Genomic DNA, 25,287 nt, shown 5'->3' on the forward strand with positions numbered 1-25,287 from the left:
CTTTAAGAAAATGAGTCAAAAAATCAGAATAAAATTAAAATCTTACGATCATATGTTGGTAGACAAGTCTGCTGAGAAGATTGTAAAAACGGTGAAAACTACCGGTGCAGTAGTAACAGGACCAATTCCATTGCCAACGCACAAAAAATTATTCACGGTATTACGTTCTCCACACGTTAACAAAAAAGCGAGAGAACAATTTGAAGTGATGTCATACAAGAGATTAATTGACATTTATTCATCTTCATCTAAAACTATTGATGCTTTAATGAAATTAGAATTGCCTAGTGGAGTTGAAGTAGAGATCAAAGTTTAGGTACCAGTATTTTCGAAATACAAGAGCATTCCGTTTAAGCGAAAACATTTTTTGGAATATCTGCAAATAAGTTATACTTTTGCACCTCATTTTTAAAAAATAGGATTCGCTTAAACGTGTGTTCTATATTTATATTTAATAATTAATAATTAATATTTATGTCTGGGTTAATTGGTAGAAAAATCGGCATGACTAGCATTTTCGATGAAAACGGGAAGAATATTCCTTGTACAGTAATCGAAGCTGGACCATGTGTTGTTACCCAAGTCAGAACCAAAGGTGTTGACGGGTACGAAGCGTTGCAACTTGGTTTCGATGACAAAAACGAGAAACATTCCACAAAAGCGGCTGTAGGTCACTTTAAAAAAGCGGGAACTGTTGCTAAGAAAAAAGTCGTTGAATTCCAAAATTTTGCAACTGAACAAAAATTAGGAGATCTTATTGATGTTACTATTTTTGAAGAAGGAGAGTTTGTAGATGTACAAGGTGTATCTAAAGGTAAAGGTTTCCAAGGGGTTGTTAAACGTCACGGTTTTGGTGGTGTTGGACAAGCTACTCATGGTCAACACAACCGTTTAAGAGCGCCAGGTTCTGTAGGAGCTTCTTCTTATCCATCTAGAGTATTCAAAGGAATGCGTATGGCTGGAAGAATGGGAGGAGATAATGTAAAAGTTCAAAACCTTAGAGTTTTAAAAGTAGTGGCTGAAAAGAACCTACTTGTTATTAAAGGATGTGTTCCTGGTCATAACAACTCTTATGTAATCATTCAGAAGTAATGGAAGTAAAAGTATTAGATTTCAACGGAAAAGATACTGGAAGAAAAGTTCAACTTTCTGATTCAGTATTCGCAATTGAACCAAATAATCACGCAGTATACCTTGATGTAAAGCAATATCTTGCTAATCAAAGACAAGGAACGCACAAAGCAAAAGAAAGAGCTGAAGTTGCGGGAAGTACACGTAAGATTAAAAAACAAAAAGGAACTGGTACTGCTCGTGCGGGTAGTGCAAAGAATCCATTGTTTAAAGGTGGAGGAACAGTTTTCGGACCTAGACCAAGAAGTTATTCATTTAAATTGAATAAAAACTTGAAACGTTTAGCTAGAAAATCAGCTTTCTCAATCAAAGCAAAAGAGTCAAATATCATCGTTTTAGAAGACTTCAATTTTGAAACTCCAAGCACTAAAAATTTCATTAACGTTTTGAAATCGTTAGGCTTAGAAAACAAAAAATCGTTGTTCGTGTTGGGTGATTCAAATAAAAATGTATATTTGTCGTCACGCAATTTAAAGGCTTCTAACGTAGTAAGTAGCTCAGAATTAAGTACTTACGCCATCTTAAACGCTAATAATGTAGTGCTTTTAGAAGGTTCTTTGGAAGGAATTGAAGATAATTTAAGCAAATAAATAGGAAAATGAGTATTATAATCAGACCTATAGTAACTGAAAAAGTAACCAAAGAAAGTGAAGTTTTAAACCGCTTCGGATTTTTTGTTAACAAAAAAGCAAACAAAGTTGAGATTAAGAAAGCTGTTGAGGCTACTTATGGAGTAACTGTTGTTAGTGTTAACACAATTAACGTAAGACCGGATAGAACTACCAAATACACTAAAAGTGGTTTGATCAGTGGAAAAACAAATGCTGAAAAGAAAGCATTTGTACAAGTAAAAGAAGGAGAATCAATTGATTTTTACAACAATATCTAATAGAGAACAATGTCAGTTAGAAAATTAAAACCTATTACCCCAGGTCAGCGATTTAGAGTTGTGAATGGTTATGACGCCATTACAACTGATAAGCCGGAACGCTCTTTGATAGCGCCGATAAAAAACTCTGGAGGTAGAAATAGTCAAGGAAAGATGACCATGCGTTATACGGGTGGTGGTCACAAGCAGAGATATCGTATTATTGATTTTAAACGTACTAAAGAAGGAATTCCTGCTACGGTTAAATCAATCGAATACGATCCAAATCGTACTGCGTTTATCGCTTTATTAGCTTATGCTGATGGAGAGAAAACTTATGTTATTGCACAAAACGGATTGAAAGTGGGTCAGAAATTAGTTTCTGGACCAGAATCTCAACCTGAAATTGGTAATACATTGCCATTAAGCAGAATTCCATTAGGAACTGTTATTTCATGTATTGAGTTACGTCCAGGTCAAGGAGCAGTTATTGCTCGTTCAGCTGGTACATTTGCTCAATTAATGGCAAGAGATGGAAAATATGCAACAATTAAAATGCCATCAGGAGAAACAAGATTAATCTTGTTAACCTGTTCAGCTACAATTGGAGCAGTTTCTAATTCTGATCATCAATTAGTTGTATCTGGAAAAGCAGGTAGAACAAGATGGTTAGGAAGAAGACCTAGAACAAGACCTGTTGCAATGAACCCTGTCGATCACCCAATGGGTGGTGGTGAAGGACGTTCTTCTGGTGGACATCCACGTTCAAGAAATGGAATACCAGCTAAAGGTTATAGAACTCGTTCTAAGAAAAACCCGAGTAACAAGTATATCGTAGAACGTAGAAAGAAATAATAAGATATGGCACGTTCATTAAAAAAAGGACCTTTCGTTCATTATAAGTTAGACAAGAAAGTTCAAGAAAACATTGAAAAAGGTGGTAGTGGAGTTGTTAAGACATGGTCTAGAGCTTCAATGATCACTCCAGACTTTGTTGGACAAACAATCGCAGTTCATAACGGTCGTCAGTTTGTACCAGTTTACGTTACAGAAAACATGGTAGGTCACAAATTAGGAGAATTTTCACCAACACGATCTTTTAGAGGTCACGCTGGAGCAAAAAATAAAGGTAAAAAATAAGAAGCAATGGGAGTTCGTAAAAGAGAAACAGCAGACGCAAGAAAAGAGGCTAATAAGTCACTAGCTTTTGCAAAATTGAATAACTGCCCTACTTCACCTAGAAAAATGCGCTTAGTTGCGGACTTGGTAAGAGGTCAGAAAGTGGAAAGAGCACTTAATATATTAAGATTTAGCTCAAAAGAAGCTTCAAGAAAATTAGAGAAACTATTATTATCTGCAATCAATAACTGGGAGCAAAAAAATAGTGAAGGTAATGTTACTGAAGCAGGCTTATTTGTAAAAGAGATCAGAGTAGATGGTGGAATGATGTTGAAAAGACTTCGTCCAGCTCCACAAGGTCGTGCACACAGAATTAGAAAACGTTCTAACCACGTAACAATCGTGTTAGGAGCTATTAATAACACACAAAGCAATTAATAAAGATGGGACAAAAGACAAATCCAATTGGAAATAGACTTGGTATCATCAGAGGATGGGACTCTAACTGGTATGGTGGAAATGATTATGGCGATAAATTAGCCGAAGATCACAAAATCAGAAAGTACATCCATGCTCGTTTATCAAAAGCTAGTGTATCAAAAGTAATCATCGAGAGAACTTTGAAACTTGTAACCGTTACTATCACTACTGCTAGACCTGGTATCATTATCGGAAAAGGTGGACAAGAGGTAGACAAGTTGAAAGAAGAACTTAAGAAAATTACTGACAAAGAGGTTCAAATTAACATCTTTGAAATCAAAAGACCTGAACTTGATGCTTATTTAGTTGCAACAAGTATCTGTCGTCAAATCGAGAGTCGTATTTCTTACAGACGCGCAATCAAAATGGCTATTGCTGCTTCTATGCGTATGAACGCTGAAGGTATCAAAGTTTTGATTTCTGGTCGTTTGAATGGAGCTGAGATGGCGCGTTCAGAAGGTTTCAAAGAAGGTAGAATTCCTCTATCAACTTTCAGAGCCGATATTGACTATGCTTTAGCAGAAGCACATACTACTTATGGTAGAATGGGTATTAAAGTATGGATCATGAAAGGTGAAGTTTATGGAAAGAGAGATCTTTCTCCGCTTGCTGGAATGGACAAAAAACAATCTGGTGCAGGTGGTAAAGGTGGAGATGCCCCTAGAGGTAAATCTAACTTTAATAAAGGTGGAAAACCAGACGCTCGTAAAAGAAAGTAAATTTTTAAACTAAAGAAAAATGTTACAGCCTAAAAGAACAAAATACCGTAAGGTACAGAAAGGTAAAATGAAAGGAAACTCTCAAAGAGGGCATGAACTTTCTAATGGAATGTTTGGTATTAAATCTGTACATGAAGATGGAATGTTCTTAACCTCTCGTCAAATCGAAGCAGCTCGTATTGCAGCTACTCGTTACATGAAGAGAGAAGGACAATTATGGATCAAAATATTTCCAGACAAACCAATCACCAAGAAACCTCTTGAAGTACGTATGGGTAAAGGTAAAGGAGCCGTTGAATATTGGGCTGCCGTTGTTAAACCCGGAAGAATCATGTTTGAAGTTGGAGGAGTACCTTTGTCAGTTGCAAAAGAGGCGTTACGTCTTGCAGCACAAAAACTTCCAGTAAAAACTAAATTCGTTGTTGCGAGAGATTTCGAAGCATAATCTAATTATATTATGAAACAATCAGAAATAAAAAATCTTTCTGCAGCGGAGTTGCAAGAAAAACTTAGCCAGACTAAGAAAGCTTATGCTAACCTAAAATTGGCTCACGCTATCTCACCAATTGAAAATCCTCTACAAATTAGAACTGTAAGAAGAACAATTGCAAGATTAGCTACTGAGCTTACAAAAAGAGAGTTACAATAATTGTAATCTGCTGAAAGATGGAAAAAAGAAATTTAAGAAAAGAGAGAATTGGTGTTGTTACTTCAAACAAAATGGAGAAATCTATTGTTGTTGCTGAAGTACGTAAAGTAAAACACCCTTTATACGGTAAGTTCGTGTTGAAAACTAAAAAGTATCACGCACACGACGAAAAGAACGACTGTAACATTGGAGATACTGTAAGGATAAGTGAAACTCGTCCTTTGAGTAAAACAAAATGTTGGAGGTTAGTTGAAATCATTGAAAGAGCTAAATAATTATGGTACAACAAGAATCAAGACTAAAAGTAGCAGATAACACAGGAGCTAAAGAAGTTTTAACTATCCGTGTTTTAGGAGGTACCAAAAGAAGGTATGCCTCTGTTGGTGACAAGATTGTAGTTTCTATCAAAGATGCAACTCCTAACGGAAACGTTAAAAAAGGAGCTGTTTCAACTGCAGTTGTTGTACGTACCAAAAAAGAAGTGAGAAGAGCCGACGGTTCATACATCAGATTTGATGACAACGCTTGTGTGTTATTGAATGCTGCTGGTGAAATGAGAGGAACTCGTGTTTTTGGTCCGGTAGCAAGAGAACTTCGTGAAAAACAATTCATGAAAATTGTATCATTAGCACCAGAAGTGCTTTAATTCGTTTTAAGATGATAAAGCTAAAAATAAAATCAGGAGACGTAGTAAGAGTTATTGCAGGTGACCATAAAGGTGCTGAAGGTAAAGTATTACGCGTGTACCGTGAAAAAAACAAAGCGATAGTTGAAGGTGTAAACATGGTTTCGAAACATACTAAACCAAGTGCTAAAAACCCTCAAGGTGGTATCGTTAAAAAAGAAGCTTCTATTCAAATTTCAAATATTGCTTTAATTGATCCTAAAACTAAAGGAACAACTAGAGTTGGTATTAGAGTAGAAGGAGATAAGAAAGTGAGATTTTCAAAAAAATCTAATCAAGTACTATAGTGATGGCATATACACCTAGACTAAAAGAAGAATACAAGAGCAGAGTAATTGCTGCTCTTAAAGAGGAATTCGGATATACAAACGTAATGCAAGTTCCAAAATTGGAAAAAATCGTTTTGAGCCGTGGAGTTGGTGCAGCTGTATCTGATAAAAAATTAATCGACTATGCAGTTGATGAATTGACAAAGATCACTGGACAAAAAGCAGTTTCTACAATTTCTAAGAAAGACGTTGCGTCTTTCAAATTGAGAAAAGGAATGCCAATTGGAGCAAAAGTAACCCTTCGTGGAGAAAGAATGTATGAGTTTTTAGATAGACTTATTACTTCTGCATTACCACGTGTTAGAGATTTTAGTGGTATCAAAGCTACTGGTTTCGACGGAAGAGGTAACTACAACCTTGGAGTTTTAGAGCAAATCATTTTCCCAGAAATTGATATTGATAAAGTAAACAAAATTTCCGGTATGGATATTACTTTTGTTACTACTGCTCAAACAGATAAGGAAGCAAAATCGTTATTGGCTGAATTAGGATTACCTTTTAAAAAGAATTAAGACATGGCTAAAGAATCAATGAAAGCCCGCGAGGTGAAAAGAGAAAAAACGGTAGCAAAGTATGCTGAGAAAAGAAAAGCTTTGTTAGAAGCTGGAGATTTCGTAGGTTTGCAAAAATTACCAAAAAATGCTTCACCTGTTCGTTTACACAATCGTTGTAAATTAACTGGAAGACCAAGAGGATATATTCGTCAATTTGGTATTTCACGTGTAACATTCCGCGAAATGGCTAACAACGGGTTAATTCCTGGTGTTAAGAAAGCTAGCTGGTAAGAATTAAGAATTATAAATTGGTTTAAGGTTCGATGGCAGAGTGCCATCGAAAACCAAAACCGCAAATTGATACATATGTATACAGATCCAATTGCAGATTACTTGACGCGAGTTCGTAACGCTGTGGCTGCAAACCACAAAGTTGTTGAAATTCCGGCATCTAATCTAAAAAAAGAGATTACCAAGATCTTATTTGATCAAGGGTATATCTTAAGTTACAAGTTTGAGCAGAATACCGTTCAGGGTTCTATCAAAATTGCTTTGAAGTATGATAAAGATACTAAAGAGCCTGTAATCAAAGATATCCAAAGAATTAGTAAACCAGGTTTACGTAAATACGCAGGTGCTTCTAAAATTCCAAGAATCCTTAATGGATTAGGTATTGCGATTGTTTCTACTTCTAAAGGTCTTATGACTGGGAAACAAGCTAAGCAATTGAATGTAGGTGGTGAAGTAATTTGTTACGTATACTAATATTAAAGACTATATAAGATGTCAAGAATAGGTAAAAATCCAATTGTAATTGCTGCCGGAGTAACTGTTGAAGTTGCTAATGGTGTGGTTACAGTAAAAGGAAAGAATGGTCAACTTACACAGGAGTTTTCGGACGTTACTGTAAAAGTTGAAGACGGTCAAGTTCTAGTAGAAAGATCGTCTGATCAGAAAGACCAAAGAGCAAAACACGGTTTATACAGATCTTTAATCAACAACATGATTCAAGGTGTATCTACAGGTTTTACTAAAGAATTGGAATTGGTAGGAGTAGGTTATAGAGCTTCAAACCAAGGTCAAAAATTAGATTTAGCTCTTGGATATTCACATAATATCGTTTTAGAAGTAGCTCCCGAAGTTGTTGTGGAGACTATCTCAGAAAAAGGTAAAAACCCAATTGTGAAATTAACATCATTTGACAAACAACTTTTAGGACAGGTAGCTGCGAAAATCAGAGGTTTCCGTAAGCCTGAGCCATACAAAGGAAAAGGTGTTAAATTCGTAGGTGAAGTATTAAGAAGAAAAGCAGGTAAATCAGCTTAAAAAATAAGATTATGTCATTAACAAAATCTGATAGAAGACAGAGAATTAAATTCAGAATTAGAAAGATTGTTAGCGGTACTGCTGCTAAACCTAGACTTTCTGTATTTAGAAGTAACAAAGAAATTTATGCGCAATTAATTGACGATGTAAATGGAGTTACTTTATTAGCTGCCTCTTCAAGAGAAAAAGAAATAGGAAAAGGTACAAACGTAGAAGTAGCTGCAGCAGTTGGAAAACTAGTGGGCGAAAAAGCGTTAAAAGCCGGTATTGATGCAGTAACTTTCGATAGAGGAGGTTATTTATATCACGGTCGTATTAAATCATTAGCAGAAGGCGCGAGAGCTGCTGGACTTAAATTCTAATATAGTATGTCTAATAAATACAAAAATATAGAGTTAGTAAAATCAGCTGGTCTTGAATTAAAAGACCGTTTGGTAAGTGTAAATCGTGTTACTAAAGTTACAAAAGGTGGTAGAGCATTTGGTTTTTCTGCTATTGTAGTGGTAGGTGATGAAAACGGAGTGGTAGGTCACGGATTAGGAAAATCTAAAGATGTTTCTGAAGCAATTGCGAAAGCAGTGGAAGATGCTAAGAAAAATTTAGTACGTATTCCTTTGAATGGTCAATCAGTTCCTCACGAACAAAAAGGTAAATTTGGTGGTGCACGTGTATTCTTAATTCCTGCCTCTCATGGTACTGGAGTTATTGCTGGTGGAGCTGTTCGTTCAGTTCTTGAATCAGTAGGTATTCACGATGTATTGTCTAAATCTCAAGGATCTTCAAATCCTCACAACGTAGTAAAAGCAACTTTTGATGCTTTGTTACAAATGAGAAGTGCTCACACTGTTGCAAAACAAAGAGGAGTATCTTTAGAAAAAGTTTTTAAAGGTTAATATTCAAGGAAATTATGGCTAAATTATTAGTAAAACAAGTTAGAAGTAAAATTAACTGTCCTCTTTCTCAAAAGAGAGGTTTAGAAGCTTTAGGTCTACGTAAAATGGGACAAGTTGTTGAGCATGATTCAAATCCTGCAATCCTTGGTATGTTAAATAAAGTTAAACACTTAGTTTCCGTTGAGGAAGTTAAATAACAATTATAGTTATGAATTTAAGTAACTTACAACCTGCTGAAGGTGCTACACACAATCAAAATAAAAGATTAGGTAGAGGAGAAGGTTCTGGTAAAGGTGGTACTGCTGCACGTGGTCACAAAGGAGCTAAGTCTCGTTCTGGGTATTCTAAAAAGATTGGTTTTGAAGGTGGTCAAATGCCACTTCAAAGACGTGTGCCTAAGTTTGGTTTCACAAACATCAACCGTAAAGAATACGAAGGTGTTAATTTAGATACTCTTCAATTATTAGTTGATAATGGAGTAATTACTGATACTGTTGATATGACAGTTTATGTTGCTAATCGTTTGGCTACCAAAAATGAAATCGTTAAGATTTTAGGTAGAGGTGAATTGAAAGCAAAATTGAAAGTAACTGCTCATAAATTTACTGCAACTGCTAAAGCGGCTATTGAAGCTGCTGGTGGAGAAGCTGTAACATTATAATTTTCAATTAAGATGAAGAAATTTATTGAATCAATAAGTAATGTTTGGAAAATCGAAGAGTTAAAGAATCGTATTCTTTTAACTCTTGGTTTACTTTTAATCTATCGATTTGGAGCTCAGGTTACGCTTCCAGGGATTGATGCTACACAATTAAGCGGTCTTGCAGGACAAACCAAACAAGGTATTGGTTCTGTATTGGATATGTTTACAGGTGGTGCTTTCTCTAAAGCGTCTGTTTTTGCTTTAGGAATTATGCCTTATATTTCTGCATCTATTGTGGTTCAGTTAATGGGTATGGCCATTCCTTATTTGCAAAAATTGCAAAACGATGGCGAAAGTGGACGAAAAAAGATCAATCAAATTACACGTTGGTTAACAATTGGAATAACTTTACTTCAGGGACCTACTTACATTTATAATCTATACAGAACATTACCAAGTAATGCCTTTTTATTAGGTTTTAATTCTTTTGAGTTTTTATTTTCTTCAGTGGTTATTTTAACTACAGGTACCATATTTGCAATGTGGTTGGGTGAGAAAATTACAGATAAAGGAATTGGTAATGGTATTTCATTATTAATTATGGTGGGAATTTTAGCTCGTCTTCCGCAAGCTTTTGTTCAAGAATTTACAACTAGAGTTACAAATAATAATGGTGGACCAATGTTATTGGTGATCGAAATTATTGTTTGGTTATTAGTTATTATTTCTTGTGTATTACTTGTCATGGCAGTTAGAAAAATACCTGTTCAATATGCTCGTCGTACATCAACTGGTGACTATGAACAAGACGTTATGGGTGGTAATAGACAATGGATTCCTTTGAAGCTTAATGCTGCAGGAGTTATGCCAATTATCTTTGCTCAAGCGATTATGTTTATTCCAGCTGCTGTCGCAGGTTTGTCAAAATCAGATGCTTCACAATCTATTGTGGGTGCTTTTAGTAATATGTTCGGTTTTTGGTATAATCTTGTTTTTGCAACATTGATTGTTGTATTTACATTTTTCTACACAGCAATTACAGTTCCTACTAACAAAATGTCTGATGATTTGAAAAGAAGTGGTGGATTTATTCCAGGTGTTAAGCCAGGAGTTGAAACTTCGGATTTTCTTGATAAAGTGATGTCTTTAATTACTTTCCCAGGATCTCTATTCCTTGCATTAATTGCTGTGTTCCCAGCTATCGTTGTAAGTATAATGGATGTTCAACAATCTTGGGCCATGTTTTTTGGAGGTACCTCTTTAATTATTATGGTTGGTGTTGCTATCGATACGATGCAGCAAATTAATTCGTACTTATTGAATCAACATTATGATGGTTTAATGAAAACGGGTAAAAATAGAAAAGCAGTAGCTTAATTTATGGCAAAACAATCAGCAATAGAACAAGACGGATCAATTATTGAAGCATTGTCTAACGCAATGTTCCGTGTAGAGTTAGAAAATGGACATATTGTAATTGCTCATATTTCTGGAAAAATGCGAATGCATTACATCAAATTATTACCTGGTGATAAAGTGAAACTAGAAATGAGTCCTTACGATTTGTCAAAAGCAAGAATTACTTATAGATATTAAAAGATATTTCAACAATGAAAGTAAGAGCATCAGTGAAAAAGAGAAGTGCCGAGTGCATTATCGTTCGTAGAAAAGGAAGATTATACGTAATCAACAAAAAGAATCCTAGATTTAAACAAAGACAAGGATAATTATGGCAAGAATAGCAGGGGTAGATATCCCAAAAAACAAGAGAGGTGTTATAGCACTTACCTACATCTTCGGATTAGGAAAAAGTAGAGCAATTGAGATTTTAGATAAAGCTCAAGTTAGCCAAGATAAAAAAGTTCAAGATTGGAATGATGCTGAGATCGGAGCAATTCGTGAAGCAGTATCAGCTTTCAAAATTGAAGGTGAATTGCGTTCTGAGGTTTCTTTGAACATCAAACGTTTAATGGATATTGGTTGTTACAGAGGTATCCGTCATAGATCTGGTCTTCCTTTAAGAGGACAAAGAACTAAAAACAACTCTAGAACAAGAAAAGGGAAAAGAAAAACTGTTGCTAACAAGAAAAAAGCAACTAAATAATAAGTAATATGGCTAAAGCAACTGCAAAAAAACGTAAAGTTATCGTTGAATCAACGGGAGAAGCTCATATTTCTGCTACTTTTAATAACATCATCATTTCTTTGACTAACAAAAAAGGTGAAGTTATTTCTTGGTCTTCAGCTGGTAAGATGGGTTTCAGAGGTTCTAAAAAGAATACTCCGTACGCAGCTCAAATGGCAGCAGAAGATTGTACTAAAGTAGCTCTTGAAGCTGGACTTAAAAAAGTAAAAGTATATGTTAAAGGACCAGGAAACGGACGTGAGTCTGCTATCCGTTCTTTGCATAACGGTGGAATTGAAGTTACAGAAATTATTGATGTAACTCCAATGCCTCATAATGGATGTCGTCCTCCTAAAAGACGTAGAGTATAATACTCAAAACAATTATAGTATAAACTAGATAGATTTATAGATTATCGAAGGATACGACCTGAATTCATAATCTCTATCTTAAACAATTTAAAATGGCAAGATATACTGGTCCAAGTACAAGAATCGCACGTAAATTCGGCGAGGCAATTTTCGGAGATGATAAAGCTTTCGAAAAAAGAAATTACCCACCTGGTCAACACGGGATGGCTAAAAAAAGAGGAAAAAAATCTGAGTACGCTATCCAGTTAATGGAAAAGCAAAAAGCTAAATATTCTTACGGAATTTTAGAAAAACAATTCAGAAATTTATTCGAAAAAGCATCAGCTACTAAAGGTGTTACTGGTGAAGTTTTATTACAATTATGTGAAGCTAGATTAGACAACGTAGTTTTTAGAATGGGTATTGCTCCTTCTAGAAGAGGTGCTCGTCAAATCGTTTCTCACAGACACATCACTGTAAATGGTGAAGTGGTTAATATTCCTTCTTACCACCTTAAACCTGGTGATAAAGTTGCGGTTCGTGAAAAATCTAAATCTATAGAGGCTATCGAACGTTCTTTATCTAATTCAAGTCATGTTTATGAATGGATTACATGGAATAACGATATCAAAGAAGGTACTTTTGTTTCTGTACCTGCAAGATTGCAAATTCCAGAAAACATTAAAGAACAATTAATCGTAGAGTTGTACAACAAATAATAATTGACTTAGTCGAAATTTATGGCAATATTTAATTTTCAGAAGCCCGATAAAGTTATCATGATCGATTCAACCGATTTTGAAGGTAAATTTGAATTTAGACCTTTAGAACCTGGTTATGGATTGACTGTTGGTAATGCACTTAGAAGAGTTTTGCTTTCAGCATTGGAAGGTTATGCAATCACATCGGTTCGTATCGAAGGTGTAGATCATGAGTTTTCTACTATTTCAGGAGTTGTTGAAGACGTTACCGAAATTATCCTTAATCTTAAACAAGTACGTTTCAAACGTCAAATTGAAGATATCGATAATGAAGCTGTTACTATTTCAGTTTCTGGTAAAGACCAATTAACAGCTGGTGATTTTCAAAAATTCATTTCAGGTTTCCAAGTTTTGAATCCAGAACTTGTAATCTGTAATCTTGATAGTAAAATCAAACTGAATTTCGATTTAACTATCGAAAAAGGTAGAGGATATGTTCCTGCTGAAGAGAACAAAAAACAAAATGCTGCAATTGGAACCATTTTTACAGACTCTATTTTTACTCCGGTAAAAAATGTAAAATATGCTATTGAAAACTTCCGTGTAGAGCAAAAAACAGATTACGAAAAATTAGTTTTTGAAATAAAAACTGATGGTTCTATCAATCCTAAAGATGCTCTTACTGAAGCGGCTAAAGTTTTAATTCACCATTTCATGTTGTTCTCAGACGAAAGAATCACTCTTGAGGCTGACGAAATAGCACAAACAGAATCATACGATGAGGAATCATTACACATGAGACAATTGCTTAAAACTAAGCTTGTTGATATGGATCTTTCTGTTAGAGCATTAAACTGCTTGAAAGCGGCTGAAGTTGATACACTTGGTGATTTAGTATCGTTCAATAAAAATGACCTAATGAAATTCCGTAATTTCGGTAAGAAATCGTTAACTGAACTTGATGAGTTGGTAGCGGTGAAAAACTTGACCTTCGGAATGGACTTGGCAAAATACAAACTAGATAAAGAATAATCTAATCTCCTTAGGGTAGATTACATTTCATAAAGCAATGAGACACGGAAAAAAATTCAATCACTTAAGCAGACAGACTGCACATAGAAAATCTATGTTAGCTAATATGGCTTGTTCTCTAATCGAGCACAAACGTATTAATACTACTGTTGCTAAAGCAAAAGCGCTTAAACAATTTGTTGAGCCATTAATAACAAAATCAAAAGCGGATACGACTCACAATCGTCGTATTGTTTTTTCATACTTACGTAGCAAATATGCAGTTACTGACTTGTTCAGAGATGTTGCTGCTAAAGTAGGTGACCGTCCAGGTGGATACACTCGTATCATTAAAGTTGGAAATCGTTTAGGAGATAATGCTGATATGGCAATGATCGAATTAGTAGATTTTAACGAACTTTACAACGGAGGTAAAAAAGAAGTTAAAAAAGCAAAAAGCCGTCGTGGTGGAAAAGCTAAAAAAGCAGACGAAGTAGAAGCAGCTCCAGTTGCAGAAGCTCCGGTTGCTGATGCTGAACCAACAACAGAAGCTGCTGAATAATTATGATTATAATCATTCAATAATAAGAAAAGGATAAACTAATTTTTAGTTTATCCTTTTTTTTTGAATTTTTTAATTTGAAAATCGTCAACCAATTTTTTGCATCCGCTGTATTAATGAATTAAATTTGCAGCATATTAAACTACACATGAAATACACAACTAGACAAAGTGCCATTCTATTACTAAGCGATGGGACTATTTTTCACGGAAAATCAATCGGAATTAGCGGAACTACTTTTGGTGAAGTATGTTTCAATACGGGTATGACAGGATACCAAGAGATCTTCACAGATCCTTCTTATTTTGGACAAATCATGGTAGCTACTAACGCCCACATTGGAAATTATGGTGTGAATGATAAAGAAGTAGAATCACAAGGTATTAAAATTGCAGGTTTGGTTTGTAAAAATTTCAGTTTTAATTATTCTCGTCCAGATGCTTCAGAAAGTTTAGAAGACTATTTTACCAAGCAAAATTTAATCTGTATTTCGGATGTAGATACCCGCGCTTTAGTAAGTTATATTCGTGACAATGGCGCCATGAATTCGGTTATTTGTACCGATGGTACTCCGATCGAAGAATTGAAAGCGGCTTTGGCTCAGGTTCCGGATATGAAAGGATTAGAATTAGCCTCTAAAGTTTCTACTACAACACCCTATTTCTTTGGAGAAGAAAATGCAACCTATAAAATTGCTGCCTTGGATTTAGGAATTAAAACGAATATTCTACGCAACTTTGCTAAGAGAGATTGTTACATCAAAGTATTTCCATACAACGCCACTTATGCTGATTTGGCTTCGTTCAATCCAGATGGGTTCTTCTTGTCTAATGGGCCTGGTGATCCAGATCCTTTAACAAGTGCCATTGGAGTAGCTAAAGAAATCATTGCCAATGACCAACCCTTATTTGGAATTTGTTTGGGACACCAGGTGATTGCTTTAGCCAATGGAGTGTCTACTTATAAAATGTTCAATGGTCACCGTGGAATCAATCATCCTGTTAAAAATGTGATTACTGGTAAAGGGGAGATTACGTCTCAAAATCACGGTTTTGCTGTGAATAAAGAAGAGCTAGAAAAACATCCAGATTTAGAGATTACCCATTTGCATTTGAATGACGAAACTGTAGCCGGAATGCGTATGAAAAATAAAAATTGTTTTTCAGTACAATACCATCCGGAGGCGAGTCCAGGTCCACACGATTCATCTTATTTGTTCGATCAATTTATTGAGAACATGAAAAAATAAAACACTTCTTTTGAGAGTGTTATAAAAGCGGAGTAGTTGTACTTCGCTTTTTTTATTTAACAATTTGAGGTTTTTGAGTGTTATTTTCTTTAAAACTTTGAGAATCACAAATCAAGCTTAAAATTCATTAATTAATTACAACGTTTTCGTTAATAAGATTGATTTTTTTTGTGTTTTGATTGCGAAAGATGTAATATATTTGCGCTTAAAATATAGAGTTCAACATTATAAAATAAATGATTATGAGTATTATCGTTAAAATTCACGCAAGACAAATTTTTGATTCTAGAGGGAATCCTACTATTGAAGTTGATGTTATCACAGAAAATGGTGTTTTAGGTAGAGCAGCAGTACCATCTGGAGCTTCAACTGGAGAACATGAAGCTGTTGAATTACGTGATGGAGGAAAAGCTTTCTTAGGAAAAGGAGTTTTAAACGCAGTGAACAATGTAAATACTCTTATCGCTGATGAGTTAGTAGGTACTTCTGTTTTCGAACAAAATGTATTGGATCAAATGATGATTGATTTAGATGGTACGCCAAATAAATCGAAATTAGGAGCTAATGCTATTTTAGGAGTTTCTTTAGCTGCTGCTAAAGCGGCTGCTAATGAATTAGGATTGCCATTATACCGTTACGTAGGTGGGGTTTCTGCTAATACTTTACCAGTACCGATGATGAACATCATCAACGGAGGATCGCACTCTGATGCGCCTATCGCATTCCAAGAGTTTATGATTTTCCCAGTAAAAGCAACTTCTTTCTCTCACTCTATGCAAATGGGTACTGAGATTTTCCATAGTTTGAAAAAAGTATTACACGACAGAGGTCTTTCTACGGCTGTAGGTGATGAAGGTGGTTTTGCTCCTAATTTAGCTGGTGGTACTGAAGATGCTTTGGATACTATCAAAAAAGCAGTGGAGAATGCAGGATATACTTTTGGTGACGAAATTATGATTGCTCTAGACTGTGCAGCTTCTGAATTTTATGTGAACGGAAAATACGATTACACTAAATTTGAAGGAGAAACTGGTAAAATTAGAACTTCAGAAGAACAAGCGTCTTATTTGGCTGAATTAGCTGCTAAATATCCAATTATTTCTATCGAAGACGGTATGTACGAAAACGACTGGGATGGATGGAAATTATTAACTGAGAAAATCGGTGATAAAGTACAATTAGTGGGTGACGATTTGTTTGTAACTAATGTAGAGCGTTTGTCAACTGGTATCGAAAAAGGAATTGCTAATTCTATTTTAGTAAAAGTAAACCAAATTGGTACCTTGACAGAAACTATTGCGGCTGTAAACATGGCAAAAAATGCAGGTTATACTTCAGTAATGTCTCACCGTTCAGGAGAAACAGAAGACAATACTATTGCTGATTTAGCAGTAGCATTGAACTGTGGCCAAATTAAAACAGGATCGGCTTCACGTTCTGATCGTATGGCAAAATACAATCAGTTGATTCGCATCGAAGAAGAGCTTGGAAATACGGCTTATTTTCCTGGAAAAAATGCTTTCAAGATAAAATAATTAAAGATTTCTCAAAATTTTAAAGCCATTCACGGATTGTGAATGGCTTTTTTTTTGAATTTTAACATTTTTGCCTCAGATTTCACTTTCAAATTAATATGAAATTCCCTAAATTTGAGAATTATTATTTTAATACAGTTTATTTCCTTTTTATATTATGTCAAAAATAGCAACATTAGAAATCGATGGCAATCAATTTGAACTACCCGTTATCGTTGGTAGTGAAAATGAAGGTGCGGTAGATATTAGTAAATTACGTGACGCTTCAGGTCTAATTACATTAGATCCAGGTTACAAAAATTCAGGTTCTTGCAAAAGTGAAATTACTTTCCTTGATGGTGAGTTAGGAATTTTGCGTTACCGTGGTTATTCTATCGAAGATTTGGCTGAAAAGTCCAATTTCTTAGAAGTTTCGTATTTAGTTATTTTTGGAGAATTGCCTACTGCAGAGCAGTTGCACCAATTTGAGGAAGATATTAGAAAATATACTTTGGTAAACGAAGAAATGAAAAACATCATTGACGGTTTCCCAAAAACAGCTCACCCAATGGGTGTTTTGTCTGCTTTGACAAGTGCATTGACTGCTTTCAATCCGAAGTCGGTGAATGTAGAAAACAGCAAAGAAATGTATGAAGCAGTTTGTAAGACGATGGGTAAATTCCTAGTTATTGCAACTTGGACGTACAGAAAGAGCATGGGCTTCCCATTGAATTACTATGACAATACAAAAGGTTATGTAGAAAACTTCATGCACTTGATGTTTGAATTGCCTACAGGGCCTTACAAAGCAGATCCAGTTGTTATAAATGCTTTAGACAAATTATTTATTCTGCACGCTGATCACGAACAAAACTGTTCGACTTCAACGGTACGTATGGTAGGTTCTTCACATGCTGGTTTATTTGCTTCTATCTCTGCAGGTGTTTCGGCACTTTGGGGACCATTGCACGGAGGTGCTAATCAAGCGGTACTTGAAATGCTAGAAGAAATTGCTAGTACAGGTGGTGATGCCGACAAATATTTGGCGAAGGCCAAAGACAAAAACGATCCTTTCCGTTTGATGGGATTTGGTCACCGTGTATATAAAAACTTTGATCCAAGAGCTAAAATCATCAAGAAAGCAGCTGATGAAGTATTGAGTACTTTGGGCGTTCATGATCCAATTTTGGCTATTGCCAAAAAATTAGAAGAATCGGCTTTGGAAGATGAGTACTTCAAGTCAAGAAACTTATATCCAAACGTAGATTTCTACTCTGGAATTATTTACAGAGCCTTAGGTATTCCAACTGATATGTTCACCGTAATGTTTGCTATTGGAAGATTACCAGGTTGGATCGCACAATGGAAAGAAATGCGTGAAAACAAAGAACCAATTGGTCGACCAAGACAAATTTATATCGGACATCCTTTGAGAGAATTCAAACGATAATTCGAACAAGAATATTTATAAAGCTTCACTTTCTAGTGAAGCTTTTTTTGTTATCTTAGCCCACTTAAATTCCGAATTTATGTTGCAATTACATGTACAAGACGAGACCTCGCGATTGCGTGCAGTGGTTTTAGGAACGGCAGAAAGCAATGGGCCTACACCAAAACCCGAAGAGGCTTATGATCCAAAATCATTAGAACATATCAAAGCAGGAACCTATCCTATCGAAGCGGATATGGTACCAGAAATGAATGCTTTTGAAGCAGTGTTAAAAAAATACGGGGTAACGGTTTTTCGTCCCCAATTGATTTCAGATTACAATCAAATTTTTACTCGCGATATTGGCTTCGTTATTGACAATATCTTTATTAAATCCAATATTTTACCGGATAGAGAACGGGAGTTGGATGCGATTCAATATGTAATTGATCAAATACAGCCCGCACAAGTGGTTCGTCCGCCTGAGGAAGTTCACATAGAAGGTGGTGATGTTATGTTGTGGGAGAATTACATTTTTGTAGGAACTTACAAAGGAAGTGATTACAAAGACTATATTACAGCTCGAACCAATATGCAAGGTGTGGAATATCTTAGAAAATTGTTTCCAAACAAAATAGTCAAGGAATTTGATTTGGTTAAATCCAAAATAGAAGCCCGAGACAATGCTTTGCATTTGGATTGTTGTTTTCAGCCTGTAGGCAAAGACAAAGCAATCATTTACAAACGGGGTTTTCGAGAAGAAGCCGATTATTTATTTCTAGAACAGTTGTTTGGGATCGACAATCTTTTTCATATCAAGCGAAAAGAAATGTATCATATGTATTCTAATGTTTTTTCAATAGCACCCGATGTTGTAGTGTCGGAACGTAAATTCCATAGATTGAATAAATGGCTTCGAAAAAATGGATTTACCGTAGAGGAAATTCCGTATGCTGAAATAGCCAAACAAGAAGGCTTGTTACGATGCTCGACTTTACCGTTGATTCGTGAATCGTAAACCGAAATTCGTAAACCGTGAACCAAGTACAGATAACCGATAACAAAAAAAATATGAACCAGACCACTAACGCTATTTTGATGATTCGCCCAGTGGCGTTTCGCATGAACGAACAAACTGCAGTTAATAATTACTACCAAAAGGTGTTGGACGGTTTATTGCCTGCTACGGTAAATGCCAAAGCACAACAAGAATTTGATGCTTTTGTTGACCAATTACGTGGGGTAGGTGTTCAAGTGATTGTGGTAGATGATACCACGGAAACGGACACGCCTGATAGTATTTTTCCCAATAATTGGATTTCGTTTCACGAAAATGGCGATGTAGTACTGTATCCTATGTTTGCTGAAAATCGCCGATTAGAGCGTAGAGAAGATATTTTAGATATCTTGGAAGAGGAAGGATTTCAAGTCAACGAAATTATGGATTATACTTCGGCAGAAACCGAAGGGTTCTTTTTGGAAGGCACCGGAAGTATTGTTTTAGATCGTGAAAATGGAAAAGCCTATTGTGCTTTGTCTCCGCGCGCTGATGAAGAATTATTCATTGAGTTCTGCGAAGATTTTGAATACAGTCCGGTTATTTTTGAAGCCTTTCAATCGGTTGATTCAGAGCGAAAACTCATTTATCACACCAATGTGATGATGTGTATTGGGGATACCTTTGCTGTGATTTGTGCCGATTGTATCGATGATAAAAAAGAACGTAAGATGGTCTTGGACAGCCTACGTGGTGACGATAAAGAAATTATTTTGATTACTGAATCACAACTGAATAATTTTGCGGGCAATATGCTGGAAGTTATTGGCGCTAATGAACGTCGTTATTTAGTCATGAGCGCTTCGGCTTACCAATGTTTGACTAAGAAACAAATTGCGCAACTAGAAGAACATCTGACCATTTTAAAAGTGAATTTGGATACCATTGAAGCTTGTGGAGGCGGTAGTGCCCGTTGTATGATGGCGGAAATTTTCTTACCAAGAGCTTCGGTTTAGTCGGAATAATTTGACACAATCGTTTCTTTTTTGATTACTTTTGCAGCTTAGAATTCAAATCAATGAAAAATAAAAAAACCTTGGTGCTTGGCGCTACGACCAAACCGGAACGATACGCTTTTAAAGCCATTACGAATTTGGTGGCCAAAGGACATTCGGTATTGGCGATAGGCCAAAATGCAGGAGAAGTGGCAGGAGTTAAAATACAGACCAAAGCCTTGCCTATTAAAAGTCTAGATACCGTGAGTTTGTATCTCAATCCAGCACGTCAAAGGGAGTATTACAACTATATTATTGAAGCCCATCCGAAGCGGGTTATCTTTAATCCAGGAACGGAAAATCCTGAATTTTACCAATTACTAGCGCTGAACGATATCCAAGTAGAAGTGGCTTGTACCTTGGTTCTGTTGGCTACCAATCAATACTAAGCCAATTCATTTTACAAATTCACTACTTTTGTATCCATGGAATTTTCTTCAAAACTTTTAGAAAAAGCAGTCAACGAAATGTCGCAATTACCAGGTATTGGAAAGCGTACGGCTTTGCGATTGGTTTTGCATTTGTTGAAACAACCCCAGGAGCAAACCCAGTATTTGTCACAAGCTTTAGTCACCATGCGCTCAGACATTAAACATTGCACCAGTTGCAATAATATTTCGGATAGTGCGATTTGTGAAATTTGTGCCAATCCTAGTCGGAATCATCAAATGATTTGTGTAGTAGAGGACATTCGCGATGTCATGGCGATTGAAAACACAGGTCAGTTTCGAGGAATTTATCATGTCTTGGGAGGAAAAATTTCGCCTATCGATGGCGTAGGACCGAGTCAGTTGCACATCAATGCTTTGGTAGAAAAAGTCAAACTAGGTGGGGTGAGCGAAATCATTTTTGCCTTGAGCTCTACCATGGAAGGAGATACGACTAATTTCTATATTTACAAACAAATTATGGACTATCCTGTGGAATTGTCTACGATAGCCAGAGGGATTTCGGTGGGAGATGAATTGGAATATGCTGATGAAGTGACTTTAGGACGTAGTATTGTACAACGCGTTCCTTTTGAAAAGTCTATTAAAAACAATTAAAATAAAGTCGAACGACTAACAATAGAATCCATGAAGATTACAAAAATTTGTTGCATCGGAGCCGGTTATGTAGGAGGACCTACTATGGCGGTAATTGCTCAAAAATGTCCCCACATTCAGGTGACGGTTGTCGATTTGAATGCGGAACGCATTGCCGCTTGGAACGATGAAAATGTAGATAATATTCCCATTTACGAACCAGGATTAAGCGCTGTTGTTGCGGAAGCTAGAGGAAGAAATTTATTTTTCTCTACTGAGGTAGACAAAGCGATCGACGAGGCACAATTGATTTTTATTTCGGTCAACACACCAACCAAAACCTACGGAAAAGGAAAAGGAATGGCAGCCGATTTGAAGTACATCGAATTGTGTGCGCGTCAAATTGCTCAAGTGGCCAAAGACAACAAAATTGTAGTGGAGAAATCTACTTTGCCGGTGCGTACTGCCGAGGCCATCAAAAATATTTTAGACCATACTGGCAACGGAGTGCAATTCCAAATCTTGTCCAATCCAGAGTTTTTAGCAGAAGGAACCGCGGTAGAAGATTTATTACATCCCGATAGAATTCTAATTGGTGGTGACACCACTCTTGAAGGGCAAGAAGCGATTCAAGCCTTAGTGGATGTTTATGCTCATTGGGTTCCAGCCAGCAAAATTTTAACCACTAATGTTTGGTCTTCGGAATTGTCAAAATTAACGGCCAACGCCTTTTTAGCGCAGCGAATTTCGTCTATCAATGCCATGTCAGAATTGTGTGAAAAAACGGGTGCTGATGTAAATGAAGTGGCTCGTGCCATTGGTATGGATAGCCGAATTGGCTCTAAGTTTTTGAAATCGTCAGTAGGTTTTGGAGGCTCTTGTTTTCAAAAAGATATTTTGAATTTGGTCTACATTGCCAAGTCCTATGGATTGAACGAAGTAGCCGATTACTGGGAACAGGTGATTATCATGAACGACCATCAAAAAAGACGTTTTTCTACTCAAATTGTACAAACTTTGTACAACACAGTAGCAGCAAAAAAGATAGCTTTTTTAGGCTGGGCGTTTAAGAAAGATACGAACGATACTCGCGAATCGGCGGCGATTTATGTAGCCAATGATTTGATTAACGAACAGGCCCAAATTGCAGTATACGATCCTAAAGTGTCGCAGGCAAAAGCCCTAGCCGACTTGGATTATTTAGAAACTCGTTCTAAGGAAGCCAATGCCAAACAATTGCAATCTTTTGCAAGTCCGTATGATGCTTGTCATGGAGCACATGCAATTGCAGTTTTAACCGAATGGGATGAATTCAAAACCTACGATTGGCAAAAAATCTATGATGGCATGCAAAAACCAGCCTTTGTTTTTGATGGTCGTAATTTGTTGCATCGTGCTGAAATGGAAGCTATTGGTTTTGTATACCAAGGCATCGGAGCTTAATTTTTTTTGACTTTTTAGATAATTACTAACCTTGGCGCCCTAGCGTCTTTGCGACAATAAAGGATGAACTGGTACGTACTCTACACAAAACCCAAATGGGAGAAAAAAGTGGCCGAGCAATTGCAAGCGATCGGTATCGATTGCTATTGTCCTTTGGTGATCAAAGAGCGTCAATGGTCCGATCGTAAAAAGAAGGTCGAAGTACCCTTGTTTAACTCCTATGTTTTTGTGCATTTGGAGGAGAAAGACCGTCCTTTGGTTTTTCAATCGCCTGGTGCCGTTCGCTTTTTATTTTGGTTACAAAAACCAGCCATGGTGCGCGAAGACGAAATCGCTACCATCAAAAAATGGTTATCAGCTCCAAATGCTGCCGAGATTGAAGTGGGCACTTATCAAGTAGGTGAAACGATACAAGTCGATTCGGGGCCTTTTGTAAACCAACAAGCAGTAGTGCAAGAAGTAACGGCTTCTCACTATGTTTTGGTATTGGAATCCATGGGTTGCGTGTTGAAGATGAAGCATAAATAATCCGTAAACCGTGAACTGTGAATCGTAAGTAGCTTCGCTTCGGGTCATCCCTTTTACTTTTTATTCAGAATTATTCCCCACTCAACAAGGGAATGTATAGTAAGCTGAACATTTTTAGTTAGGTTAAAGTTAATCTTACTTTCTAAATCGTATACCTCCTATTTCTTCTCATTGTATTTAGTGATATTTTAAGCTAATTATTCAGTTCTATTTGTTGTTTTAAATTGATTATTAGTATTTTAGATTTATCAAATGGGTTATTATGAATTTATCGGCTGCTGATAGCCTAAAAAAGCGCCAGTGTATAAGTTTATTTTTACTACTTTTGCAATGCTTAAAATATGCCTTTTTCAGACACGCTTATGTGACTGGAAAGGGCGAAGCCGTGAACTGAAATTAACAATTGTTTAATTTTAAATTCCATTATAATTTATGAGTACTAAACTTAGAGTCGGAATTACCTTCAGTGCCTTTGATTTGCTGCATGCAGGGCACATCACGATGTTGGAAGAAGCCAAAAGACAATGCGATTATTTGATCTGTGGCTTGCAAACCGATCCAACCATTGATCGCCCAGAAAAAAACCGTCCGGTACAATCTGTTGTGGAGCGTTATATTCAGTTGAAAGGATGCAAGTTTGTCGATGAAATTGTTCCGTATGCAACCGAGCAAGATTTAGAAGATATTTTACGTGCTTTTAAGATTGATGTTCGCATCATTGGTGACGAATACCAACATAAAAATTTCACTGGAAGAACCTATTGCGAAGAAAAAGGGATCGAACTGTGTTTTAATGTTCGCGAACACCGATTTTCAAGCAGCAGTTTACGTCAGGAAGTAGCCGACAAACAACCGAAGAAATAGTTGGCTGTTGTTAGTTATCTGTAACAAAGATAGACAACGGAAAAAAGTATATAAAAATGAATCCATCCATTATACATGTTATTCTTACAGGAGGAGTGGGGAGCCGATTGTGGCCGCTTTCTCGTAAGAGCCAACCCAAACAGTATTTAGAATTGTTTGAAGGCAAGTCCTTGTTTGAAATGACCGTGGCGCGCAACAGTCATTTGGTGAACCAAGTGATGGTCGTAGGCAATATAGACAACTGCCATTTGAGTCGCAAAGTTTTGGAAAAATCCCAAACACCCTATATTGATATTGTAGAAGCGACGCCAAGAAATACCGCTGCAGCCATCGCTTTTGCAGCTTTCGCTGCACAACCAGAGGATATTTTAATTGTGACGCCTTCCGATCATATCATTGACGAAATGGAGGCCTATACTAGCGCTATTGCTGAAGCTATTGCTAAAGCCAAGGACAATTATATTGTCACTTTTGGTATTGTACCTACCAAACCCGAAACCGGTTTTGGTTATATTGAGCACAAAGAAGACACCGTACTTGCCTTTCGAGAAAAACCCAATAAAGCTACGGCTATTGATTTTATCTCTAGAGGCAATTTTTTATGGAATAGCGGCATGTTCTGTTTCAAAGCAGGAGTGTTGTTAGACGAATTGAAAGCGTTTGAACCGGAAGTGTATGCTAAAGCCCAACAAGCTTGGGAAGCCAATCAAAATGGGCGATTGGATTTTGACTTATCTATGGCAATTCCATCCATTAGTATTGATTACGCCGTGATGGAGCGTTCCAAAAAAATCAAAGTTGTGGCTTCGCAATTTGCTTGGTCCGATTTAGGTTCTTTCGAATCGGTTTATGATTATTTGGCTGCTCAAGGCCATCCGGTCGATGCGCAGGGCAATATGGTGATTGGTACTGATGTTTTTTCGACTTTCATCGGAATGAAAAATACCATTTTTGTGGCTACTCCTGATGCTAATTTGATTTTACAAAAAGAACAATCCCAAGATGTCAAATACATTTACAATGAGTTGGAACGACAAGGCTCGGACTTATTGAACTAATACCTTATTAAATACTATTTCCGATTTACGAATCACGTTT

General features: G+C 36.4%; 40 protein-coding genes. All 40 read left to right on the forward strand.

Translation table 11 applies throughout. From position 1 onward, the window contains the following. Positions 1-10: 10 nt before the first annotated feature. On the forward strand, positions 11-316 hold the full coding sequence (gene rpsJ, locus LPC21_RS04940) for a 30S ribosomal protein S10 (RefSeq protein WP_007803605.1): 306 nt from the start codon (positions 11-13) through the stop codon (positions 314-316). 158 nt (positions 317-474) lie between these two features. Next, a complete protein-coding gene (gene rplC, locus LPC21_RS04945; protein WP_229318482.1) occupies positions 475-1,092 on the forward strand; it encodes a 50S ribosomal protein L3 in 618 nt (205 codons plus the stop codon). After that, positions 1,092-1,721 carry a 50S ribosomal protein L4 gene (gene rplD, locus LPC21_RS04950; RefSeq protein ID WP_229318484.1) on the forward strand — a complete coding sequence of 210 codons (630 nt, stop codon included), beginning with the start codon at positions 1,092-1,094 and terminating at the stop codon, positions 1,719-1,721. The genes rplC and rplD overlap by 1 nt, the downstream gene beginning before the upstream one ends. A gap of 8 nt (positions 1,722-1,729) precedes the next feature. Beyond that, positions 1,730-2,020, forward strand: a complete 291-nt coding sequence (rplW, locus tag LPC21_RS04955; protein WP_229318493.1) for a 50S ribosomal protein L23 — start codon at positions 1,730-1,732, stop codon at positions 2,018-2,020. A 9-nt stretch (positions 2,021-2,029) separates the two neighbouring features. Continuing rightward, on the forward strand, positions 2,030-2,854 hold the full coding sequence (gene rplB, locus LPC21_RS04960) for a 50S ribosomal protein L2 (protein ID WP_059114053.1): 825 nt from the start codon (positions 2,030-2,032) through the stop codon (positions 2,852-2,854). A gap of 6 nt (positions 2,855-2,860) precedes the next feature. Continuing rightward, on the forward strand, positions 2,861-3,139 hold the full coding sequence (gene rpsS / locus LPC21_RS04965) for a 30S ribosomal protein S19 (protein WP_229318495.1): 279 nt from the start codon (positions 2,861-2,863) through the stop codon (positions 3,137-3,139). Positions 3,140-3,145: 6 nt separating this feature from the next. Beyond that, complete coding sequence (gene rplV, locus LPC21_RS04970) at positions 3,146-3,556, forward strand: 50S ribosomal protein L22 (RefSeq protein ID WP_229318499.1); 411 nt, start codon at positions 3,146-3,148, stop codon at positions 3,554-3,556. A gap of 5 nt (positions 3,557-3,561) precedes the next feature. Then, a complete protein-coding gene (gene rpsC / locus LPC21_RS04975; protein ID WP_229318501.1) occupies positions 3,562-4,317 on the forward strand; it encodes a 30S ribosomal protein S3 in 756 nt (251 codons plus the stop codon). Positions 4,318-4,336: 19 nt separating this feature from the next. Next, entirely contained in the window at positions 4,337-4,762 is a 426-nt protein-coding gene (gene rplP, locus LPC21_RS04980) for a 50S ribosomal protein L16 (RefSeq protein ID WP_017495016.1), read from the forward strand. 12 nt (positions 4,763-4,774) lie between these two features. Continuing rightward, complete coding sequence (rpmC, locus tag LPC21_RS04985; protein ID WP_229318503.1) at positions 4,775-4,966, forward strand: 50S ribosomal protein L29; 192 nt, start codon at positions 4,775-4,777, stop codon at positions 4,964-4,966. 17 nt (positions 4,967-4,983) lie between these two features. After that, complete coding sequence (rpsQ, locus tag LPC21_RS04990) at positions 4,984-5,241, forward strand: 30S ribosomal protein S17 (protein WP_229318505.1); 258 nt, start codon at positions 4,984-4,986, stop codon at positions 5,239-5,241. Positions 5,242-5,243: 2 nt separating this feature from the next. Further along, a complete protein-coding gene (rplN, locus tag LPC21_RS04995; RefSeq protein ID WP_007803649.1) occupies positions 5,244-5,612 on the forward strand; it encodes a 50S ribosomal protein L14 in 369 nt (122 codons plus the stop codon). Between the two features lie 11 nt (positions 5,613-5,623). After that, the gene (gene rplX, locus LPC21_RS05000; protein WP_229318507.1) at positions 5,624-5,938 is read left to right on the forward strand and encodes a 50S ribosomal protein L24; all 315 of its coding nucleotides are present in this window, start codon (positions 5,624-5,626) and stop codon (positions 5,936-5,938) included. Positions 5,939-5,940: 2 nt separating this feature from the next. Further along, entirely contained in the window at positions 5,941-6,492 is a 552-nt protein-coding gene (gene rplE / locus LPC21_RS05005) for a 50S ribosomal protein L5 (protein WP_047774308.1), read from the forward strand. A gap of 3 nt (positions 6,493-6,495) precedes the next feature. After that, positions 6,496-6,765, forward strand: a complete 270-nt coding sequence (rpsN, locus tag LPC21_RS05010) for a 30S ribosomal protein S14 (protein ID WP_121337687.1) — start codon at positions 6,496-6,498, stop codon at positions 6,763-6,765. A 75-nt stretch (positions 6,766-6,840) separates the two neighbouring features. Further along, positions 6,841-7,239, forward strand: a complete 399-nt coding sequence (gene rpsH, locus LPC21_RS05015) for a 30S ribosomal protein S8 (RefSeq protein WP_229318508.1) — start codon at positions 6,841-6,843, stop codon at positions 7,237-7,239. A gap of 18 nt (positions 7,240-7,257) precedes the next feature. After that, the gene (gene rplF, locus LPC21_RS05020) at positions 7,258-7,800 is read left to right on the forward strand and encodes a 50S ribosomal protein L6 (RefSeq protein WP_229318509.1); all 543 of its coding nucleotides are present in this window, start codon (positions 7,258-7,260) and stop codon (positions 7,798-7,800) included. Positions 7,801-7,811: 11 nt separating this feature from the next. Beyond that, entirely contained in the window at positions 7,812-8,162 is a 351-nt protein-coding gene (rplR, locus tag LPC21_RS05025; RefSeq protein WP_229318510.1) for a 50S ribosomal protein L18, read from the forward strand. 6 nt (positions 8,163-8,168) lie between these two features. After that, positions 8,169-8,693 carry a 30S ribosomal protein S5 gene (gene rpsE, locus LPC21_RS05030; protein WP_229318511.1) on the forward strand — a complete coding sequence of 175 codons (525 nt, stop codon included), beginning with the start codon at positions 8,169-8,171 and terminating at the stop codon, positions 8,691-8,693. Between the two features lie 14 nt (positions 8,694-8,707). After that, complete coding sequence (rpmD, locus tag LPC21_RS05035) at positions 8,708-8,890, forward strand: 50S ribosomal protein L30 (protein WP_229318512.1); 183 nt, start codon at positions 8,708-8,710, stop codon at positions 8,888-8,890. Positions 8,891-8,901: 11 nt separating this feature from the next. Beyond that, positions 8,902-9,354, forward strand: a complete 453-nt coding sequence (gene rplO, locus LPC21_RS05040; RefSeq protein ID WP_229318514.1) for a 50S ribosomal protein L15 — start codon at positions 8,902-8,904, stop codon at positions 9,352-9,354. Between the two features lie 12 nt (positions 9,355-9,366). Further along, positions 9,367-10,713 (forward strand): preprotein translocase subunit SecY, encoded by a 1,347-nt coding sequence (secY, locus tag LPC21_RS05045; protein ID WP_229318516.1) that lies wholly within the window; start codon positions 9,367-9,369, stop codon positions 10,711-10,713. A 3-nt stretch (positions 10,714-10,716) separates the two neighbouring features. Continuing rightward, positions 10,717-10,932, forward strand: a complete 216-nt coding sequence (gene infA / locus LPC21_RS05050; protein WP_007136545.1) for a translation initiation factor IF-1 — start codon at positions 10,717-10,719, stop codon at positions 10,930-10,932. Positions 10,933-10,946: 14 nt separating this feature from the next. Next, positions 10,947-11,063, forward strand: coding sequence for a type B 50S ribosomal protein L36 (gene ykgO, locus LPC21_RS05055; RefSeq protein ID WP_002987490.1), 117 nt, complete (start codon positions 10,947-10,949; stop codon positions 11,061-11,063). Positions 11,064-11,065: 2 nt separating this feature from the next. Beyond that, positions 11,066-11,440: a 30S ribosomal protein S13 gene (rpsM, locus tag LPC21_RS05060; protein ID WP_229316092.1), complete on the forward strand. Its 375-nt coding sequence runs from the start codon at positions 11,066-11,068 to the stop codon at positions 11,438-11,440. A gap of 8 nt (positions 11,441-11,448) precedes the next feature. Next, positions 11,449-11,832 carry a 30S ribosomal protein S11 gene (rpsK, locus tag LPC21_RS05065; RefSeq protein WP_229316093.1) on the forward strand — a complete coding sequence of 128 codons (384 nt, stop codon included), beginning with the start codon at positions 11,449-11,451 and terminating at the stop codon, positions 11,830-11,832. 92 nt (positions 11,833-11,924) lie between these two features. Beyond that, the gene (rpsD, locus tag LPC21_RS05070; RefSeq protein ID WP_229316094.1) at positions 11,925-12,530 is read left to right on the forward strand and encodes a 30S ribosomal protein S4; all 606 of its coding nucleotides are present in this window, start codon (positions 11,925-11,927) and stop codon (positions 12,528-12,530) included. 21 nt (positions 12,531-12,551) lie between these two features. Continuing rightward, positions 12,552-13,544 carry a DNA-directed RNA polymerase subunit alpha gene (locus tag LPC21_RS05075; protein ID WP_026706997.1) on the forward strand — a complete coding sequence of 331 codons (993 nt, stop codon included), beginning with the start codon at positions 12,552-12,554 and terminating at the stop codon, positions 13,542-13,544. A gap of 37 nt (positions 13,545-13,581) precedes the next feature. Further along, positions 13,582-14,085, forward strand: coding sequence for a 50S ribosomal protein L17 (gene rplQ / locus LPC21_RS05080; RefSeq protein ID WP_229316095.1), 504 nt, complete (start codon positions 13,582-13,584; stop codon positions 14,083-14,085). A 148-nt stretch (positions 14,086-14,233) separates the two neighbouring features. Beyond that, positions 14,234-15,334 carry a glutamine-hydrolyzing carbamoyl-phosphate synthase small subunit gene (gene carA, locus LPC21_RS05085; RefSeq protein ID WP_229316096.1) on the forward strand — a complete coding sequence of 367 codons (1,101 nt, stop codon included), beginning with the start codon at positions 14,234-14,236 and terminating at the stop codon, positions 15,332-15,334. A gap of 242 nt (positions 15,335-15,576) precedes the next feature. Further along, a complete protein-coding gene (eno, locus tag LPC21_RS05090) occupies positions 15,577-16,869 on the forward strand; it encodes a phosphopyruvate hydratase (protein ID WP_229316097.1) in 1,293 nt (430 codons plus the stop codon). A 157-nt stretch (positions 16,870-17,026) separates the two neighbouring features. Next, a complete protein-coding gene (locus tag LPC21_RS05095) occupies positions 17,027-18,298 on the forward strand; it encodes a citrate synthase (RefSeq protein ID WP_229316098.1) in 1,272 nt (423 codons plus the stop codon). 79 nt (positions 18,299-18,377) lie between these two features. Continuing rightward, on the forward strand, positions 18,378-19,295 hold the full coding sequence (locus LPC21_RS05100; protein WP_229316099.1) for a dimethylarginine dimethylaminohydrolase family protein: 918 nt from the start codon (positions 18,378-18,380) through the stop codon (positions 19,293-19,295). Between the two features lie 53 nt (positions 19,296-19,348). Then, complete coding sequence (ctlX, locus tag LPC21_RS05105) at positions 19,349-20,290, forward strand: citrulline utilization hydrolase CtlX (protein ID WP_229316100.1); 942 nt, start codon at positions 19,349-19,351, stop codon at positions 20,288-20,290. 62 nt (positions 20,291-20,352) lie between these two features. After that, positions 20,353-20,718: a CoA-binding protein gene (locus LPC21_RS05110; protein WP_229316101.1), complete on the forward strand. Its 366-nt coding sequence runs from the start codon at positions 20,353-20,355 to the stop codon at positions 20,716-20,718. A 36-nt stretch (positions 20,719-20,754) separates the two neighbouring features. Beyond that, on the forward strand, positions 20,755-21,375 hold the full coding sequence (gene recR, locus LPC21_RS05115; protein WP_229316102.1) for a recombination mediator RecR: 621 nt from the start codon (positions 20,755-20,757) through the stop codon (positions 21,373-21,375). Between the two features lie 30 nt (positions 21,376-21,405). Further along, a complete protein-coding gene (locus tag LPC21_RS05120; protein WP_229316103.1) occupies positions 21,406-22,797 on the forward strand; it encodes a UDP-glucose 6-dehydrogenase in 1,392 nt (463 codons plus the stop codon). Between the two features lie 63 nt (positions 22,798-22,860). After that, a complete protein-coding gene (locus LPC21_RS05125) occupies positions 22,861-23,325 on the forward strand; it encodes a UpxY family transcription antiterminator (protein ID WP_229316104.1) in 465 nt (154 codons plus the stop codon). 432 nt (positions 23,326-23,757) lie between these two features. Beyond that, complete coding sequence (locus LPC21_RS05130; RefSeq protein WP_229316105.1) at positions 23,758-24,189, forward strand: adenylyltransferase/cytidyltransferase family protein; 432 nt, start codon at positions 23,758-23,760, stop codon at positions 24,187-24,189. Positions 24,190-24,245: 56 nt separating this feature from the next. Beyond that, positions 24,246-25,247 (forward strand): mannose-1-phosphate guanylyltransferase, encoded by a 1,002-nt coding sequence (locus tag LPC21_RS05135; RefSeq protein ID WP_420828052.1) that lies wholly within the window; start codon positions 24,246-24,248, stop codon positions 25,245-25,247. Positions 25,248-25,287: the final 40 nt, after the last annotated feature.

Source organism: Flavobacterium ammoniigenes (assembly GCF_020886055.1).
Taxonomy (GTDB): domain Bacteria; phylum Bacteroidota; class Bacteroidia; order Flavobacteriales; family Flavobacteriaceae; genus Flavobacterium; species Flavobacterium ammoniigenes.

What these genes read in the sequence shown, in the direction of transcription:
- rpsJ (WP_007803605.1), top strand. Translation starts at nt 11, where the DNA reads ATGAGTCAAAAAATCAGAATAAAATTAAAATCTTACGATCATATGTTG.
- rplC (WP_229318482.1), top strand. Translation starts at nt 475, where the DNA reads ATGTCTGGGTTAATTGGTAGAAAAATCGGCATGACTAGCATTTTCGAT.
- rplD (WP_229318484.1), top strand. Translation starts at nt 1,092, where the DNA reads ATGGAAGTAAAAGTATTAGATTTCAACGGAAAAGATACTGGAAGAAAA.
- rplW (WP_229318493.1), top strand. Translation starts at nt 1,730, where the DNA reads ATGAGTATTATAATCAGACCTATAGTAACTGAAAAAGTAACCAAAGAA.
- rplB (WP_059114053.1), top strand. Translation starts at nt 2,030, where the DNA reads ATGTCAGTTAGAAAATTAAAACCTATTACCCCAGGTCAGCGATTTAGA.
- rpsS (WP_229318495.1), top strand. Translation starts at nt 2,861, where the DNA reads ATGGCACGTTCATTAAAAAAAGGACCTTTCGTTCATTATAAGTTAGAC.
- rplV (WP_229318499.1), top strand. Translation starts at nt 3,146, where the DNA reads ATGGGAGTTCGTAAAAGAGAAACAGCAGACGCAAGAAAAGAGGCTAAT.
- rpsC (WP_229318501.1), top strand. Translation starts at nt 3,562, where the DNA reads ATGGGACAAAAGACAAATCCAATTGGAAATAGACTTGGTATCATCAGA.
- rplP (WP_017495016.1), top strand. Translation starts at nt 4,337, where the DNA reads ATGTTACAGCCTAAAAGAACAAAATACCGTAAGGTACAGAAAGGTAAA.
- rpmC (WP_229318503.1), top strand. Translation starts at nt 4,775, where the DNA reads ATGAAACAATCAGAAATAAAAAATCTTTCTGCAGCGGAGTTGCAAGAA.
- rpsQ (WP_229318505.1), top strand. Translation starts at nt 4,984, where the DNA reads ATGGAAAAAAGAAATTTAAGAAAAGAGAGAATTGGTGTTGTTACTTCA.
- rplN (WP_007803649.1), top strand. Translation starts at nt 5,244, where the DNA reads ATGGTACAACAAGAATCAAGACTAAAAGTAGCAGATAACACAGGAGCT.
- rplX (WP_229318507.1), top strand. Translation starts at nt 5,624, where the DNA reads ATGATAAAGCTAAAAATAAAATCAGGAGACGTAGTAAGAGTTATTGCA.
- rplE (WP_047774308.1), top strand. Translation starts at nt 5,941, where the DNA reads ATGGCATATACACCTAGACTAAAAGAAGAATACAAGAGCAGAGTAATT.
- rpsN (WP_121337687.1), top strand. Translation starts at nt 6,496, where the DNA reads ATGGCTAAAGAATCAATGAAAGCCCGCGAGGTGAAAAGAGAAAAAACG.
- rpsH (WP_229318508.1), top strand. Translation starts at nt 6,841, where the DNA reads ATGTATACAGATCCAATTGCAGATTACTTGACGCGAGTTCGTAACGCT.
- rplF (WP_229318509.1), top strand. Translation starts at nt 7,258, where the DNA reads ATGTCAAGAATAGGTAAAAATCCAATTGTAATTGCTGCCGGAGTAACT.
- rplR (WP_229318510.1), top strand. Translation starts at nt 7,812, where the DNA reads ATGTCATTAACAAAATCTGATAGAAGACAGAGAATTAAATTCAGAATT.
- rpsE (WP_229318511.1), top strand. Translation starts at nt 8,169, where the DNA reads ATGTCTAATAAATACAAAAATATAGAGTTAGTAAAATCAGCTGGTCTT.
- rpmD (WP_229318512.1), top strand. Translation starts at nt 8,708, where the DNA reads ATGGCTAAATTATTAGTAAAACAAGTTAGAAGTAAAATTAACTGTCCT.
- rplO (WP_229318514.1), top strand. Translation starts at nt 8,902, where the DNA reads ATGAATTTAAGTAACTTACAACCTGCTGAAGGTGCTACACACAATCAA.
- secY (WP_229318516.1), top strand. Translation starts at nt 9,367, where the DNA reads ATGAAGAAATTTATTGAATCAATAAGTAATGTTTGGAAAATCGAAGAG.
- infA (WP_007136545.1), top strand. Translation starts at nt 10,717, where the DNA reads ATGGCAAAACAATCAGCAATAGAACAAGACGGATCAATTATTGAAGCA.
- ykgO (WP_002987490.1), top strand. Translation starts at nt 10,947, where the DNA reads ATGAAAGTAAGAGCATCAGTGAAAAAGAGAAGTGCCGAGTGCATTATC.
- rpsM (WP_229316092.1), top strand. Translation starts at nt 11,066, where the DNA reads ATGGCAAGAATAGCAGGGGTAGATATCCCAAAAAACAAGAGAGGTGTT.
- rpsK (WP_229316093.1), top strand. Translation starts at nt 11,449, where the DNA reads ATGGCTAAAGCAACTGCAAAAAAACGTAAAGTTATCGTTGAATCAACG.
- rpsD (WP_229316094.1), top strand. Translation starts at nt 11,925, where the DNA reads ATGGCAAGATATACTGGTCCAAGTACAAGAATCGCACGTAAATTCGGC.
- LPC21_RS05075 (WP_026706997.1), top strand. Translation starts at nt 12,552, where the DNA reads ATGGCAATATTTAATTTTCAGAAGCCCGATAAAGTTATCATGATCGAT.
- rplQ (WP_229316095.1), top strand. Translation starts at nt 13,582, where the DNA reads ATGAGACACGGAAAAAAATTCAATCACTTAAGCAGACAGACTGCACAT.
- carA (WP_229316096.1), top strand. Translation starts at nt 14,234, where the DNA reads ATGAAATACACAACTAGACAAAGTGCCATTCTATTACTAAGCGATGGG.
- eno (WP_229316097.1), top strand. Translation starts at nt 15,577, where the DNA reads ATGAGTATTATCGTTAAAATTCACGCAAGACAAATTTTTGATTCTAGA.
- LPC21_RS05095 (WP_229316098.1), top strand. Translation starts at nt 17,027, where the DNA reads ATGTCAAAAATAGCAACATTAGAAATCGATGGCAATCAATTTGAACTA.
- LPC21_RS05100 (WP_229316099.1), top strand. Translation starts at nt 18,378, where the DNA reads ATGTTGCAATTACATGTACAAGACGAGACCTCGCGATTGCGTGCAGTG.
- ctlX (WP_229316100.1), top strand. Translation starts at nt 19,349, where the DNA reads ATGAACCAGACCACTAACGCTATTTTGATGATTCGCCCAGTGGCGTTT.
- LPC21_RS05110 (WP_229316101.1), top strand. Translation starts at nt 20,353, where the DNA reads ATGAAAAATAAAAAAACCTTGGTGCTTGGCGCTACGACCAAACCGGAA.
- recR (WP_229316102.1), top strand. Translation starts at nt 20,755, where the DNA reads ATGGAATTTTCTTCAAAACTTTTAGAAAAAGCAGTCAACGAAATGTCG.
- LPC21_RS05120 (WP_229316103.1), top strand. Translation starts at nt 21,406, where the DNA reads ATGAAGATTACAAAAATTTGTTGCATCGGAGCCGGTTATGTAGGAGGA.
- LPC21_RS05125 (WP_229316104.1), top strand. Translation starts at nt 22,861, where the DNA reads ATGAACTGGTACGTACTCTACACAAAACCCAAATGGGAGAAAAAAGTG.
- LPC21_RS05130 (WP_229316105.1), top strand. Translation starts at nt 23,758, where the DNA reads ATGAGTACTAAACTTAGAGTCGGAATTACCTTCAGTGCCTTTGATTTG.
- LPC21_RS05135 (WP_420828052.1), top strand. Translation starts at nt 24,246, where the DNA reads ATGAATCCATCCATTATACATGTTATTCTTACAGGAGGAGTGGGGAGC.